Origin of the sequence: Actinoalloteichus fjordicus, assembly GCF_001941625.1 — a bacterium.
GTDB lineage: Bacteria > Actinomycetota > Actinomycetes > Mycobacteriales > Pseudonocardiaceae > Actinoalloteichus_A > Actinoalloteichus_A fjordicus.
The window spans coordinates 4126306-4140730 of sequence record NZ_CP016076.1; the positions used below are offsets into that span (position 1 = coordinate 4126306).

Annotated in this window: 13 protein-coding genes; 7 read left to right on the plus strand and 6 right to left on the minus strand. The window is 70.0% G+C overall.

Features of this window, described 5'->3' with window-relative positions; translation table 11 throughout:
- The first annotated feature begins 18 nt into the window (after positions 1-18).
- Positions 19-1041, plus strand: a complete 1023-nt coding sequence (locus tag UA74_RS17675; protein WP_075741263.1) for an alcohol dehydrogenase catalytic domain-containing protein — start codon at positions 19-21, stop codon at positions 1039-1041.
- A 63-nt stretch (positions 1042-1104) separates the two neighbouring features.
- Entirely contained in the window at positions 1105-2502 is a 1398-nt protein-coding gene (locus UA74_RS17680) for an FAD-dependent oxidoreductase (protein WP_075741264.1), read from the plus strand.
- Between the two features lie 411 nt (positions 2503-2913).
- Here UA74_RS17680 and UA74_RS17685 read toward each other — a convergent pair whose 3' ends face one another.
- The gene (locus UA74_RS17685; RefSeq protein ID WP_075743934.1) at positions 2914-3483 is read right to left on the minus strand and encodes a dihydrofolate reductase family protein; all 570 of its coding nucleotides are present in this window, start codon (positions 3481-3483) and stop codon (positions 2914-2916) included.
- A gap of 408 nt (positions 3484-3891) precedes the next feature.
- On the opposite strand from UA74_RS17685, the gene UA74_RS17690 reads away from it, so the two are divergent.
- The 5 genes from UA74_RS17690 to UA74_RS34015 all read left to right on the plus strand — a co-directional run bounded on the left by UA74_RS17690 (position 3892) and on the right by UA74_RS34015 (position 7608).
- Positions 3892-4419: an EF-hand domain-containing protein gene (locus tag UA74_RS17690; RefSeq protein ID WP_075741265.1), complete on the plus strand. Its 528-nt coding sequence runs from the start codon at positions 3892-3894 to the stop codon at positions 4417-4419.
- A 237-nt stretch (positions 4420-4656) separates the two neighbouring features.
- Entirely contained in the window at positions 4657-5748 is a 1092-nt protein-coding gene (locus UA74_RS17695) for an isocitrate/isopropylmalate family dehydrogenase (RefSeq protein WP_075741266.1), read from the plus strand.
- On the plus strand, positions 5745-6362 hold the full coding sequence (locus UA74_RS17700; protein WP_075764940.1) for a cysteine hydrolase family protein: 618 nt from the start codon (positions 5745-5747) through the stop codon (positions 6360-6362). Before UA74_RS17695 ends, UA74_RS17700 begins: the two co-directional genes overlap by 4 nt.
- Positions 6359-7354: an SAM-dependent methyltransferase gene (locus UA74_RS17705; protein ID WP_232237303.1), complete on the plus strand. Its 996-nt coding sequence runs from the start codon at positions 6359-6361 to the stop codon at positions 7352-7354. Before UA74_RS17700 ends, UA74_RS17705 begins: the two co-directional genes overlap by 4 nt.
- Positions 7355-7476: 122 nt before the next feature.
- Entirely contained in the window at positions 7477-7608 is a 132-nt protein-coding gene (locus tag UA74_RS34015) for a hypothetical protein (RefSeq protein ID WP_257787474.1), read from the plus strand.
- Between the two features lie 13 nt (positions 7609-7621).
- On the opposite strand, the gene UA74_RS17710 is transcribed toward UA74_RS34015, so the two are convergent.
- From UA74_RS17710 to UA74_RS17725, 5 genes are all read right to left on the minus strand, one after another.
- Complete coding sequence (locus UA74_RS17710; protein ID WP_075741268.1) at positions 7622-8290, minus strand: DUF5825 family protein; 669 nt, start codon at positions 8288-8290, stop codon at positions 7622-7624.
- Positions 8287-10176 (minus strand): RiPP maturation radical SAM C-methyltransferase, encoded by a 1890-nt coding sequence (locus UA74_RS17715; protein WP_075741269.1) that lies wholly within the window; start codon positions 10174-10176, stop codon positions 8287-8289. The genes UA74_RS17710 and UA74_RS17715 overlap by 4 nt, the downstream gene beginning before the upstream one ends.
- Before the next feature lie 120 nt (positions 10177-10296).
- The gene (locus UA74_RS34020) at positions 10297-10422 is read right to left on the minus strand and encodes a hypothetical protein (RefSeq protein WP_257787475.1); all 126 of its coding nucleotides are present in this window, start codon (positions 10420-10422) and stop codon (positions 10297-10299) included.
- Complete coding sequence (locus UA74_RS17720) at positions 10419-12188, minus strand: alpha/beta fold hydrolase (RefSeq protein ID WP_075741270.1); 1770 nt, start codon at positions 12186-12188, stop codon at positions 10419-10421. Before UA74_RS17720 ends, UA74_RS34020 begins: the two co-directional genes overlap by 4 nt.
- A 6-nt stretch (positions 12189-12194) precedes the next feature.
- Positions 12195-13541: an MFS transporter gene (locus UA74_RS17725; RefSeq protein WP_075741271.1), complete on the minus strand. Its 1347-nt coding sequence runs from the start codon at positions 13539-13541 to the stop codon at positions 12195-12197.
- Between the last annotated feature and the right edge of the window lie 884 nt (positions 13542-14425).

Genomic DNA, 14425 nt, shown 5'->3' on the forward strand with positions numbered 1-14425 from the left:
GACGTGAGGCGGCTGACGATGAGAACCGTGGTCATTCCGGCGGCTGGCGCCGACTGGGAACTTCGCCAGACACCGAGGCCGAGCCCCGGACCGGGCGAGGTGCTGATTCGGGTCCGTGCTTCGGCGATCTGTCACAACGACGTGCTGGCCGGGCTGGGCATCCTCCCGTTCCCGTCGACATCGCCCGCCATCCCCGGTCACGAACCGGCAGGCGACGTGGTCGAAGTCGGCGCCGGAGTCACGTCCCGGCAGGTGGGCGACCGGGTCGGCGTCACCTGGATTCAAGGCGTCTGCGGACGATGTGCGCAGTGCAGGCGCGACAGCCGACTGTCCGGCCGCGCGGCGTTCTCCTGCGCCGCACCGGCGACGACGGGCTTCACCGCGCCAGGCGGACAGGCGGAATGGCTCCTCGCTCCGGCGGCGGGCACGGTCCTCCTGCCCGCCGACCTGAGCTACGAGCTGGCCGCGCCGATGCTGTGCTCCGGGTACACCGCCTGGAGCGCACTGAGCGTCGGGGCGCCTCGGCCCGGCGAGCGCGTCGCGGTGCTCGGCATCGGAGGCATCGGGCATCTCGCGGTTCAGTTCGCCGCTGCCGCCGGGTTCGAGACCGTCGCCATCACCCGGTCATCCGACAAACACGCGATCGCAGCGGATCTCGGTGCCACGCTCGTTCTCGGCAGCGGCACGGAACTCGACGCGGCAGGCGGCGCCGACGTGATCCTGGCGACCGCACCGTCCTACTCCAGTGCAGGCGAAGCGATGCGCGGACTGCGGCCGGGCGGTCGCATGGTGCTGGCGGGCATCGACGGCCGGGAGCCCTTCAGCATCCCGCCGGACCTGGCTCGGCCGTTCTTCGCGCACGGACAACAGATCCTCGGTGCAACACACGGTGGGATGGAGCACCTGGCACTGGCGCTCGCCTCGGCCGCAGCAGGCGAGGTGACGCCCCGGATCGAGGTGTTCGCTCCCGAGCAGATCGCGCAGGCCGCAGCCGCGGTGGCGACGGGCTCCGTCCGCTTCCGCGCCGTCGTCGCCTACTGAACAAGTCGTCAGTTTCCAGTACGGGCGCGGCACAGGCACGCGCGGGATCAGGAGGTCGAACCGATGGCCGGTCAGGTCGGGAGACGCGCCGTGGTGCTGGGCGGAAGCATGGCGGGGTGTCTCGCCGCCCGCGCCCTCGCCGAGCACTACGCCGAGGTCGTGGTCGTGGAACGGGACACCATACTCGGGGTGGACGGACCACGCCGAGGTGCACCGCACACCCGACACGCACACGGACTGCACGCCCGAGGCCATCTCGCGTTGGAGGAGCTGTTCCCCGGCCTCACCGACGAGCTGGTGGCAACGGGTGTTCCGACGGGCGATCTCGGCGAGATGCGCTGGTACTTCAATGCTCGACGGCTGAGCCCGGCTCGAACCGGACTCACCTCGGTCACCGCGCCGAGACCGGTACTCGAACACCACGTCCGGGCCAGGGTCGCGGAACTGCCGAACGTGACGTTCCTCGAACGGCATCGCATCCTCGGGCTCCGGGCAGCGACCTCCCGGAGCCGGATCGTGGGCGTTCGGGTGCAGTCAGACGAGGCGACGGCCGAGGAGCTGCTCGATGCAGACCTGGTCGTCGATGCGACCGGCCGGGGCTCGCGCACCCCGGTCTGGTTACAGGAGTTGGGCTACTCTCGGCCGGACGAAGACAGGGTGAAGATCGACCTCGCCTACACGACCAGGCACTATCGGACTCGCCCGGAGTGGTTCGACGGGGTGCAGTCGATCAACCCGGTGGCGTCCCCCGCGCACCCCCGAGGCGCGTTCTTCGGCCAGGTCGGCCGCGACGTGTGCGTCCTGTCGCTGACGGGTCTGCTCGGCGACCATCCGCCGACCGAACCCGAGGCGTTCCTGGAGTTCGTCCGATCGCTGCCGATCCCGGAGATCTACACGGCGGTCCGGGAAGGCGAGCCGCTCGACGACCCGGTGTCGTTCCGCTTCCCCACCAGCGTCCGACGTCGTTACGAGCGGCTGGCACGGTTCCCGGAGCGGCTGTTGGTGCTGGGTGACGCCGTGTGCAGCTTCAATCCCGTCTACGGTCAGGGTATGAGCGTCGCGGCCATCGAGACGTTGACGCTTCTCGATCACCTTCGACTGGGCACGCCGCCCGTCCCGCAGCGGTTCTTCGCCGACGTCGCCAGGGTTGTCGACGCGCCGTGGGACGTCTCGGCGGGCGGGGATCTGGACTTCCCCGATGCGGAGGGTCCCAGGTCGGTGAAGACCAAGGTCGTCAACGCGTACATGGCACGGTTGCAGTATGCGGCGAGCAAGGACGCGGGGATCACCGACGCCTTCATGCGTGTCGCCGGACTCGTGGATCCTCCGCAGGCCCTGCTACGCCCGAAGACGGTCCTGCGGGTCCTGCGACACGCGGTACGCAGGCCGCCGCCGGGCGAGTCCCGATCGGCCGCGCCGCAGCCCGAGTCACCGCGCACGTCACCGGCCGAATCGGAGTGACGGGCGCCGCAGGCGTCGCGTCCCGGCATACCGACGGCAGTCGTCACACGATCCGCGTGATGACTGTCGTCGAACCGGGATCGAACACCGTCCGCGGAGCGGCGTTCCATCGGGACGGCCTGCACTACGCGCCCCGCGTGACCAGGCAGGCGTGCTCCACCGCCTTCGGCTGACGGGCGATCTCGGCCGACTGATGTCGACGGCCGCAGCGAGCCCCGCCATCCCCGGCTCACCCTTCTCACGACCGGACGTCTGTGCGCGCCGAACAGGATCGGCGAGCGCCGCGAAGGTACGGCCGAGCAGCGCCGGACTGTTTCCGTCACTCCCGGATCGCCGGTCCCGACGCCCCTCCCTCGCCAGTTCCGAGCCGTGTCGAGGGCCCCCGATCGACGACAGCCCACCGACTCCGGTCTACCGGACGACGCGCAGCACGATCGTCAGCCCGGACACGTCCAGGACCTGGAGCCGGACCGGCGAGCCGCCCGGCCGGTCGAACAGTCGGACGCCGTCGCCGAGCAGGACCGGCGCGATGGACACGAGCAGCTCGTCGAGCAGACCCGCCTCGATGCACTGGCGGGCGACGTCGGCGCCGAGCACGCCCACGATCTTGTCGCCCGCGGCCGCTCTCGCGGCGGCCACGGCGCCGTGAAGATCGTCCGAGAAGGTGACGTCGACTTCCGGTTCGGCGGGGACGTGGTGGGTCAGCACGAAGGTCGGCCCGCTCCACTGGCCGCCGTAGGCGCCCTCGCTGTCGGTGCCCTTGTTCGGGTCGTCGCCTCGAAAGGTCCGATTGCCCACGAGGACGGCGCCGATGGCGGGGACGAGGTCGTCCGTCAGATCGGCGGCGGAGTCGAGGTCGGAGGCCGTGTCGGACTGGACGGCCGCGGAGCTCGCGTATTCGGTCAGCCAGGACATGTCGCCCGCCGCTCCCGCGATGAAGCCGTCCAACGACATCGTGCACTGGTACTGCAGGCGGCTCATGAGCTGTCTCCTTCGTTGCGGATGCTCGGTCGGCGGCATTGAAAACCGCGCTGCGCCCGAGATCGCGCCGGATCGACGAGCCGTCATCGTGATCGGCCCAGCCAGGAGCGTACGGTCGGGGACCGACCGCCGCCCTTCGCTACCCAGCGTGACCAGCTTCCTCGATCGGCGCTGACATGCCTCACTCTTTCTGGTGGCCGCGAATTATTTCAGGGACGCACCAGACACCGCCTGGCATAGTAGGCGATGGAGATCATCTCCGCCCCGCCGGAAGCAGGAAGTCGGCAGCCGCCGCTCGAATCGACAGCCCGAAAGCCCGCTCGACGACAGCGGACTTCGGCGACTCCTGCCTGCCATGGCGAGGAATCTCCATTCCCTGTCCGAAGCCTGATGAAAAGCGAGAGGTCAATGCAGGCGGAAGCCCTCGATCGAATTAAGCTCATCTTCAACCTTCTCGACGCCGACGGCTCGGAAAATCTCGCGGCGGACGATTTCGAACTCATGGCCGCTCGGGTGTCCGCAGCCGCGACCGGCGCCGGTGAGGACGCGAAGTCCGCCGCGCTGGCGGCGTTTCGTCGGTACTGGTCCACGTTGGCCTCGGAGCTGGACGCCGACGGCGACGGGGTCGTCAGCTTCGAGGAGTACACGGCCTGCGTCTTGTCGCCCGAGCGCTTCGAGGAGACGATCAACGACTTCGCCGAGTCGCTGGCCGCACTCGGCGATCCGGACGGCGACGGACTCATCGAGCGCCCCCTCTTCGTCGCACTCATGACCGCCATCGGGTTCGATCTCGCCGGCGTCAACGCACTCTTCGACGCGTTCGAGCCGACAGAGGCAGACGAGATCTCGGTGGCGACCTGGGTGGCCGAGATCAAGGACTACTACTCGCCGGACAAGGCGGGAATCGCCGGAGATCGCCTGGTCACGAACGCCTGACCGAGCCGAGAACACGCCGGGGCGGTCGGCTCGCGTCGACTGTCCTGGCTTCCGCACGGCTCGCGGTGGGGTGGTCGGTGTACTCGCCCGTCCCTGCGGGTGTCTAGGAGCGGATCAGCCGCAGCGGGCCGCAGTCGTCCCCCGCCAGAGCAGCCCCGAGGCGCAGACGAGCGCACCTCGGCGCCCGGCCACACCGGCCGGACATCGACGACCCGACCGCCAGGACGAAGGAGCACGGTGCAACGGAACATCGGACTTGCCGTCGGCCGAGGAACGGGACCGGAGTTGGCGGACGTCTTCGAGAGGACCGTCCAGAACATCGGCCAGCTGTACTCGACGACGGCTGTGATCACGCGTTCGCCGAGGATTTACCACTCCTATTTCTCACTGTTACCGGAAGGCGACCTGGAACGTATTCGCCAGCTCACCGAAGAAGACGCCGCACACTACGAGCAGTTCTGTCGTGACCAGGCGGTCTCGGGCACGTCGGCGATCTTCCGCACCGCGATGAACGCCCAGTCGCTGTATCTGGTGCGGCAACGACTCCGGGCGGTCAAGGTCGACGTCATCCAAGCACAGAAGGCCTCGTTACTGCTCATCCGCGATGCGGCCCAGGGCTTCTACACCGGCGAGAACAGCCATGTGCCCGGCGTGGTGACCCGCACGATGACATTCAGCCGGGAGATCACCGATCAGGTGATCTCCTTCGCCTTACGTCGGGCCCGTGACGAATGGCCGGACGGCGAGGTCCGCGAGATCATCATGGCCTACAAGTTCCACCTGCTCGACGGCGCCTTCGCCGAGTGGGTGGCAGACGCCGCTGCCCGCCACGGAGTCGACATCGCGCTGTGCCAGCCGGACACGGTCAACCGAAATCTGATCGAGCGCGGCCTGTCCCCTCGCACGGTGATCATCAGCGGCAACGAATGGGCCGACATCATGCACGCCGTGCTGCTCGACCGGTTCGCCGCCGAGCGACAGGAGAGCCGCTTCACCGAGAACATCCACCTGCATCCCGAGGTGTCCGGCCTCGTCGAGTACCAGACCGTGCACGGTTCGGCCGACGACCTGGCAGGCACGAACCGGGTCAATCCGATGGCGACGGTCCGGGCCGCGGCGGCGGTGATGGAACGACATGTCCACTGCACGGGTGCGACGAAGGCGATGGAACTGGCTCTCGACTCGCTGCGGAGTCGGGAGATCCTCACCTCGGATCTCGGCGGGAGCCACTCGACGACGGCCGTGGTGGACGCGCTGCTGGACGTGTTGGAGCCGCATGTCGCCCCGGCGGCCGACACCGGCCCGGCCGACCCCTCTGCGGCGCCGTGACCGCTCGCCCGAGATCGGCGCTGGTGGTCGTCGACCTGCAGAACGACTTCTGCACCGGGCCGCGAGCCACGGCGCGCTACCGAGGCGACCCGGCGACGCTGGACGCCGTGACGACGAACGCCTGCCGCGCCGTGGACACGGCGCGCGCCCACGGCGTCGAGGTCCTCTTCGTCCGCTTCCTCGGCGATCGCGAACTCCAGGGCCCCAGTTGGCGACGTCGAGACCTCGCGCTGGGCAAGGAGCCCAAGTGCCGCGGCGGCTCGTGGGGAGCGGAGTTCCACCGGGTCTCCCCCGCACCGGAGGAACACGTCTTCACCAAACGAGCCTGCTTCGACGCGTTCCTCGCCGACGGCTTCGAGGCACACCTCCTGCGGCAGGACATCGCACATCTGGTGTTCGCAGGCCTCTACACCGACGTCTGCGTCGACTCCACGGCGCGGACCGCGTTCCAGAAGGGCAGGCACGTGACCGTGCTGTCGGACTGCACGACGAGCCTGCACCTGCCCGACGAGGAGATCCTGCGATTCATGACCGTGGTGTACGGCGCGGAGATCACCACCCACGATCGTCCGGAGCGATGGACGTCGACTCCGGCAGCAGAGGAGGACACGTGACAGGTTCACCGCACGACGCCGGGGTGATCGAGGGCGTCGGCCGGACCGCCCTGCTGGTCGCCGCCGGACGCGCGATCGAGACCCACCGCGCCGACTCGCTCGCCCAGGACGTCTACGCGGAGCACTTCGTCCGCGCCGCCCGCGCCTCGGCGGACTGGCCGGTCCGCATCGAGGACGCACCCGGGGGCGACGCGTGTCCGCTCTGGGGCAGGCTGGCACGCTACTTCGGTCTGCGCACGCGGGTCCTCGACGACTTCCTGCTTTCGGCGACCGGTCGCGGGACCAGTCAGGTCGTCCTGCTCGGCGCAGGCCTCGATGCCCGGCCGTTCCGCCTCGGCTGGCCGGACGGCACCACGATCTTCGAGATCGACCAGGAGCAGGTGTTGTCCTTCAAGCACTCGGTGCTCGACCGGCTGGGTGCCAGACCGACGGCGTCGCTGCACTCGATCGCCGCCGATCTCCGCGAGGACTGGGCGGGCGCGCTGGTCGCGGCGGGCTACGACGCCACCGAGCCGAGCGTCTGGCTGGCCGAGGGCCTGCTGCTCTATCTGCCCGCTGCGGCGGAGCGGCGGCTCGTCGACACGGTGGACCTGTTGACGGCGGCGGGCGGCGGCAGCCTGGCGTACGAGATCAAAATCGGCGCCGAGTCACCGGCCGTCCGCGCCAATCCGCTCTACTCCACCGCCCTCGAACAGATCGGCGTCGACCTGCTCGCACTGTTCGACACCGAGCCTCGGCCCTCCTCGGCCGCCGAGTTGACCGGGCGAGGCTGGTCGACGACGGTCCGCACGCCGTTCGACTTCACGGCGCAGTACGGACGCGGACCGCTGCCCGAGCAGCACGACGCGGTGGGCACCAACCGGTGGGTGTTCGCCGACCGGGCCCGAGACGCGGCGGCGTCGGCCTCAGCGGAAACGACGCAGAGCGCGCGCCTCGATCCGGAGCCGCCCACGAACCCAACGGACCACCTCGTCCTCGACGGTGCCGAGTGAACGACGGCGCCCGGTGAGAGGCGGAGTCGGGCCCGCGCACCCGGGCCCGGCTCCCGCCTCCGCGACAGATCCCGTGCTCGGCAGCCGTCGCGGGCACCGCGTCGGACGGCGGAGGACTCTCGATGAGGACGACCACGGCCAGGCCAGGACAGCTCGACGCAGGCAGGATCAAGACGCCGGGGCAGCGGACGGCGGCGCCTCTGCCCGCCCGGGCACCGCCCGGTCACCTCGGCGCTGCGCACGGTCCGCTCTGAAAGCCGCGTCCGGTCACACGATCATCGACGGCCACGGCCAACGACGGATGCGATAGGGCAGCCACCAGGCCAGGTTGCCCGCCGTCCCCGCCAACCCTTCCGCCACGAACGCGGCCAGCACGTGCTCCGGCACCGCCGACACCGGCGTCCCGTCGAGCAGCAGATCGATCGCGGCGAGGTACTCGGGATCGTCGACGATGAACCGGGACAGCGAGCCCGCCCGCCGGTCCCGGACCTCCACGAACCCCGGACCTCGCCGGTAGGCGCACTTGCACAGGTAGAACGTCTCCCGCCACAGCTGGAGGATCTCCTCGGCGTTCGGCTCGCCCGGCAGGTCCCTCGGCGGGCAGAGGTGGTTGAGCCGGTGCCAGATGTCGATGTGCGGGCCGAGCCGGAGTTCCCAGTCCACGGCGATGCTTCGACTGGTCAGCTCGCGCAGGAGCACCATGACCCAGACCAGCGACTCCTCGTCCATGCCGCCGGTCAGGTCCACCGGGCGGCTCAGGCCGACGCGCCGCAGCCCCTGCTCGTACAGCTGGGCCACCAGCTCGGTGGCATCGCCCGAGGCGGGCAGCTCGCCCATTCCGATACCGGGCAGGTGGTGCACCTCGGCGTCGTGCTCCCGCCAGAGCCGCAGCGTCAGCGGGGCGAGGCCCGGTGTGGTGATCTCGGCGGCGGTCATGCGGAGGCTCCGGCCATGCTCGTCTCCTCGACGGGGTCCGAGGTGTCGATGCGCATCAGGTCCTGGTTCGTCGACAGTGGAGCGACGTGGACGTAGTGCTCGGACTCGGTGAACAGGATGCCCAGGTCGAGCCAGCGACGGGTCAGCCGCTCCAGCCGCCCGACGTCCGAAGCCCCGCCGTCGGCGGACAGCTTGCGGTCCAGCGCGGCGAGGGTGTGCGGCTGATCGAGCAGCCGGAACACCGCGACGTCCCAGGGGTCGGTGAGGCGCAGCGTGGACCAGTCGAAGTCGCGCCGCCTGCTGATCAGCAGGATCTCCGAGCCGAGATCGGTGTGCGAGAGCCTGCTGCCGGCGAACTCGCGCTGCCACCGGTCGGCGGCGGCGCGCAGCCGGTCGCCGAGCGACTCGTCGATGCCGCGCTCCGGTGAGGAGAACAGGTAGGCCAGGTCGAGCAGTTCGGACTCGGGCAGGTCGTAGCTGAGGGTGTAGGCCCCGCCGGGCGTGAGTTCGCCGAAGCCGAGTTCCGGTCGGTTGAAGTACGGACTGAACCGCTCGATCACGATGCGCGCCACGCCGTCCAACGGCGGCAGGTGGTGCAGGGCGGGCATCTGCTCGATGACGGGCAGGTAGTCCGCCTCGTCCTCGCCGGGGAACCCGTACAGATAGTTCCAGGCGATCGACAGGCCCACCGTGGCCGCGTCCCGCAGCATCCGGACGTTCTGACAGCCGGTGACGCCCTTGTCCATCAGCTTGAGCACGCGGCTGTTCAGGCTCTCGATGCCCGGCTGCACGTTGACCAGCCCGGCCTTGAAGAGCGTCTCCAACTGCCCGCGCCGCATGTTGGACTTGATCTCGTACTGCATGCGCAGGTCGTAGCCGGAGTCGATGATCGTGGGCAGCAGCGTCTTGACGTAGCCCATGTCCAGGATGTTGTCCACGACGAACATGTCCAGCACCTGGTGCCGGGTCACCAGCTCCACGATCTCCGCCCAGAACACCGTGGGGCTCTTGCTGCGGAACTCCATGAACGATCCGTTGAGACCACAGAACTTGCAGTGGTGCTTCTCCCCCCACCAGCAGCCCCTGGCCCCCTCCACCACCAGCTTGGGCTCCACCCAGTCTCGGGCCGTGGAGACGTCGAGCCGCTCGAAGTAGCCGTCGTAGTCGGGCGAGACGATCTCGGCGGGCATCAACGGCCGGGTGTTCATCCGGTTGGACACCGAGATCCCGTCCGGGCCGCGCCAGCACAAGCCGAGCACGTCCGAGGGCGCGGTGTCCTGTCGGAGCGCCGCCAGCAGCCTGGGGAAAGTCACCTCGCCCTCGCCCCGGATGACGAAGTCGAGGAACTCGTAGTTGCGGTGCAGGGCCTCGCCCTGAACGCCGTCGCAGTTGGCGCCGCCCATCGCGGTCAGCACGTGCGGGGCGGCGCGTTTGATCGCCCTGGCCACCGCCAGGGTAGGCATGTTCTGTTGGAACGTGGAGGTGAAGCCGACGAGGTCCGGTTCCATGGCCAGGATGCGCTCGGTCAGCTCGGCGACGAAGTCCGGCGCCGAGGCGTGCAGCTCCAACGACATCCGTCGATGCTCGTCGGTCATCGGGACCTGCTCGACGAACTCGGCGTTCCGCCACTGGGGATCGTCGTAGAGCGCCGAGGAGAAGACCCAGTCGCCGACCCCGGCGAAGTAGGTGGCCAGCGAATAGAAGTGATAGTCCTGGATGGTGAACTCGCTTCGCTGGGTCACCCAGTCCACGTAGTCCAGGTTGGCGTGGAGCACGTCCACCTCGACCGCTGGATCGGCCTTGATCGCGGCGCGGCGGAGGATGCCGAGCGCGAGCGACGGCACATCGATCAGGGCCCAGGGCATGTTGACCAGCAGAACTCGCACGGCGATCCCGCCTTCCGGCTCGTGGAACCTCTCGCTGTCGGCGACCCCAGTGGTCGCCGGTTCCGAAGTGGGTCGGGGGAGGCAGCCGCGCCGCCCCCGACCCGGGTGTCTCCGGTGGCGTCAGAAACGCACGCCGACCGAGACGACGACCGTGACTCCCCGGCTCTGATCCCGGTTGCCCCTGATGGGGTCGTTCTTCACGACGCTCTTCCGCATGTCCTCACCCTCTTCCGGTGTTGTCGTCATCCCGCGTCCGCAGGCGCGGACGCAGGTCTTCCCCCCAGCGCCGTTCCGACGAAGCGGACGACGGTGGCGAGCATCTGGACGTGGACGTCGATCTCGTGGCCCTCATGTCCGGAGCGCGTCCACAGCAGCTCCGGCGGAAGTCCCCTGAGTCGCAGGGCCTCGGCGTAGTCGGCGACCTGACCAGGCGGGCATCGTTCGTCGTCGGTCGCCGCCACGATCAGCACCGGGGCGCGGACCGCATCGACATAGGTCGACGGCGAGGCCGCCGCATAGGCCTGCGGACACTCGTCCGGGTCACCGCCGAACAGGCGGACGTCCATGGCCCGGACCGCCTCGGTGGTGTCCCGGAACGCGGCGGCGTAGTCGGCGATCGGGTTGACCGAGGCCACCGCCTGCCACAGGTCCGGTTGGACGCCCGCCGCGAGCAGCGCGAGGTAGCCGCCCCAGGACTCGCCGCACACCGCGATCCGCTGCGCATCGGCCAGTCCGCTCGCGACGAGGTGGGCCCGCACGGCGGCCAGATCGTGCAGCTGCGTCAGCCCGACCCCTTCGTCTCCGGCGACGGCGTCCCGCCAGGCGGCGCCGTACCCGGTGGAGCCCCGGTAATTGGGTCGTGCCACCGCGCATCCGATGCTGACGAACACCGACACCAGCGCGTCGTAGGCGTCGCGGGCGGCATCGTGGGGACCGCCGTGGGCGAGCACGACCGTCGGGTACGGGCCTGCGACGTCGGGGACGGTGAGCAGGGTGTGCACGGGCCCGGCCTGCGTGTCCACCCAGACCTCGGCCCGCGCCCCCGGCTGCACGTCCCGCCGCTCGCGGCCAGGCGGGCGGGTGCCGGAGGCGGTGCGCAACGTCGGTGGCCGGGTGCTGTCAGTCCAGACGTAGTGCAGGTCGCCGTCCGGTTGGACCCGCGCGGCGAGGATGGTGCCGTCGGGGGTGTCCAGGACCGTGCTGACGTCGGCGGCCGGGTCCACCTCGTGCAGGATGCTGCGGGCATGGCGGTCCTGGCGCACCAGAATCCGCTCGCCGTCGGGATACCAGCTCGGGGCGATCTCGGTGTCGAACGCGGGACCGATCTCGGTATCTCCTACGCGGCCCGCCGAGGTCGACCCGCTCTCGCGATCCCAGACGGCGAGCCTGTAGCCGTCACCGTCTCCGACGGTGAGCAGCAGCCGCTCCCCACCCGGCGCGAAACCGGCAGGCCACACCGGATTCCCGACGCCGGAGAGCACCGTCCGCTCCCCGTTCGCCAGGTCGAGCAGCAGGACCGCCGTCACCGACTCGGGATCGCCCGCCACCGCGAGCAGCCGCCCGGAGTCGGCGAGGTCCACCACCGAGGCATGGCCCGCGATCCGCTCGACCGGCCGCGCCGGTTCGCCCGGCCGCCGCAGGTAGACGGTCAGGCCGTCGTCGTCCTCGATGCCTGCGGCCACGGTGCCGTCGGCTGCCATCGCCAGTCCCGCCGCCCGCCCCGCAGGCAGGTCGGCCGACCGGTCGGCGCCGCCGTCGAAGGCCCGCACCCGCCACGAGCCGACGCCGCCGAGGTCGTCGTCGAACCACCAGACGTCGTGGCCGCTGGGATCGATGGCGCAGGTGACGGTGCCCTGCGGCCGGTCGGTGATCTGCCGTGCGGTGCCTGCACGGGTGTCCCAGGCGAAGATCTCGCACCGGCCTGCGGCATCACCGACGTAGACCGCCCTGGTGGGCGCCGCCTCGGCGAAGGCGGGCGGCTCGGGAAAGTGGATGCGCACGTCGACGTCCATGTCACCTCACTCCTCGACCGATGTGGACCGGGACTGCCCGGCAGGAGGGCCTGCGACGGGCTCGGCGCCCGCTGCGGGCTCGCCCGCCCGGCCCGAGCCGGGCTCGGCGACGAACTCCGGCTCGACCGCTGCCGTGGCGGCCCGCACGGAGACCGTGGCGTAGAGGGCCAACAGCACCAGTCCGGCGGCGAGCACGACGGCGTTCTGCGCCGGGGACAGGACGGTCACCAGCGCGCCGGCGAGCAGCGGGGCGAGCGCGGCGGTCCCCTCGCCGAGGGTGCCGATGGCGGTGCCGACCCGGCCCTGCAGCCGGTCCGGCGTCATCATGATCGCCTTGGACTGGAACACGATGCTCAACGCGGGAGTCAGGAAGGAGACCAGCGCGAGGAGCACGCCGACGCCCACGGCCGAGGAGACGACGGCGAAGGCGAGCACGACGGCGGCGATCACCCACGACACCACCACCACCAGCAGCGACGGCCGGAACCGTCGCAGCACCATGGGCGCCGTCAACGCCCCCGCCAACCCGGCCGCGCCCGCCACACTCAGGACGAGCCCGAGCACCGCAGCGGACCAGCCGTCGATCCGCGCGTGCAGGATCACCTGGAAGTACAGGGCCCCCACGATCAGATTCAGTCCGGCGGCCCAGAGCGAGACGAACCGCAGGAACGGCCTGCTCCAGAGGAAGCGCAGCCCACTGCCGAACTCGCGGCGGAACCCGCGGCGGACGTCGGGCGGCGTCGAGGGGTCGCGGTCCGCGCGCAGCTCGGATCGCATGCCCCTGGCACACAACGCGGCGACCAGGTACGAGAGGGCGTCGACGAGGAACGGCACCCAGGCGGCGAGCTGGTAGAGGGCCCCGCCGATGCCGGGACCGGCCAGCCGCGCCCCCTGCTCGCGGGCCTGTAACGCGCCGAGTGCCGATTCCGGCGACTCCGCCGGGAGGACGGCCTTGATCCCTCCCGAGGCGGCGGCGGCGTAGCAGGCGGCGGCCAGTCCCTCGACGACGGCGGCGATCAGCAGCAGCGGCAGGGAGGCGGTGCCGGTGGCCGCGCCGATCGCGATCGCTCCCATCGCAGCGGCCGCCACCAGGGCGGCGACGGCCATGAGCCTGCGTCGCGATCCGCGATCGGCGTAGACGCCCGCGATCGGTCGGAACAGGACCTCGACGAGCCCGCCCGCGGTGCCGACGAGGCCCGCCGTCATCGGCGTCCCGCCGACCGCCAGCACGAGGATCGGCAGGACCAGCGCCGACGCGTGGGAACCGAGCAGGTTCGCCGCGCCGCCGATCCAGAACAGCCGAAAATCATGCCTGCGTCGGGCTGAATCAGCGCCCGCCCCGAATGCGATCATGCTTTCCCCGACGTCCGGTGAAACACCTTGAGCCCGAGCGAAGAACTCGAGTACGCCGACCCCCGAATACGAAGAACCCCGAGCACGAGAAATCCGGAGAACCGGCGAATCCCGCGCCAGAAGAACCCGAGACAAGCAGCGCCTGAATACTCAGACACCCAGCATCATGAACACCCCAGAACCGATGGCCGACAACCTGATCACTCGCCAGAGCGGCTGGTCATGTCGACCAGGAAGCCCACTCGAGCACATTATCCGTGCCGGTCAGTCGACCGAGCATCGCAGAGAGACTTCCCTTTTTCTAGCCGCCGAACGGACTACATTCAGCTTCGGGATCGACCGGACAGGGCGCCGAGAACACGACTCGGAAGAGCGGGCCCGGGCGTCGACGGCATGGCGAACGGCACGACTGACGGCACTGTGGTGAGACAGCGACACACCGCGCGCCGCATTCGAGAAAAGAAGACGGGATCAGCATCGGCCATTAACCCACCGGGAGTCGACGAATCACGTACATCTTCGACGCGACCAAGAAGAAAGGACGCCCGCAGAATTCTCCATCGACCATCGACAGTAGACGAACGGCGCACCGCGCACGGCGACAGCAGATCACCGGCCGGCTTCGACCTCGGCGCCCGAGATCGGGTCATCGGATGCTCTCGCCCTGCCGAGACCGGCTCGTGGCCCGCCCACCTCGCATCGACTGATCGATTCGTGTCGGCTGCCAGGAACGCCGACGGCCACGAGTGCCGGCCCCTCGACGACCACGACGATCGCACCGCCCATCGACCCAGTGGGACACCGGGGAGCGCCCGCTCGAACCGGCCGCCGAGGGACCGGATGCACGGGGTCGGCGGCCCTCTCGGCAACGAACCGAGGCCGAC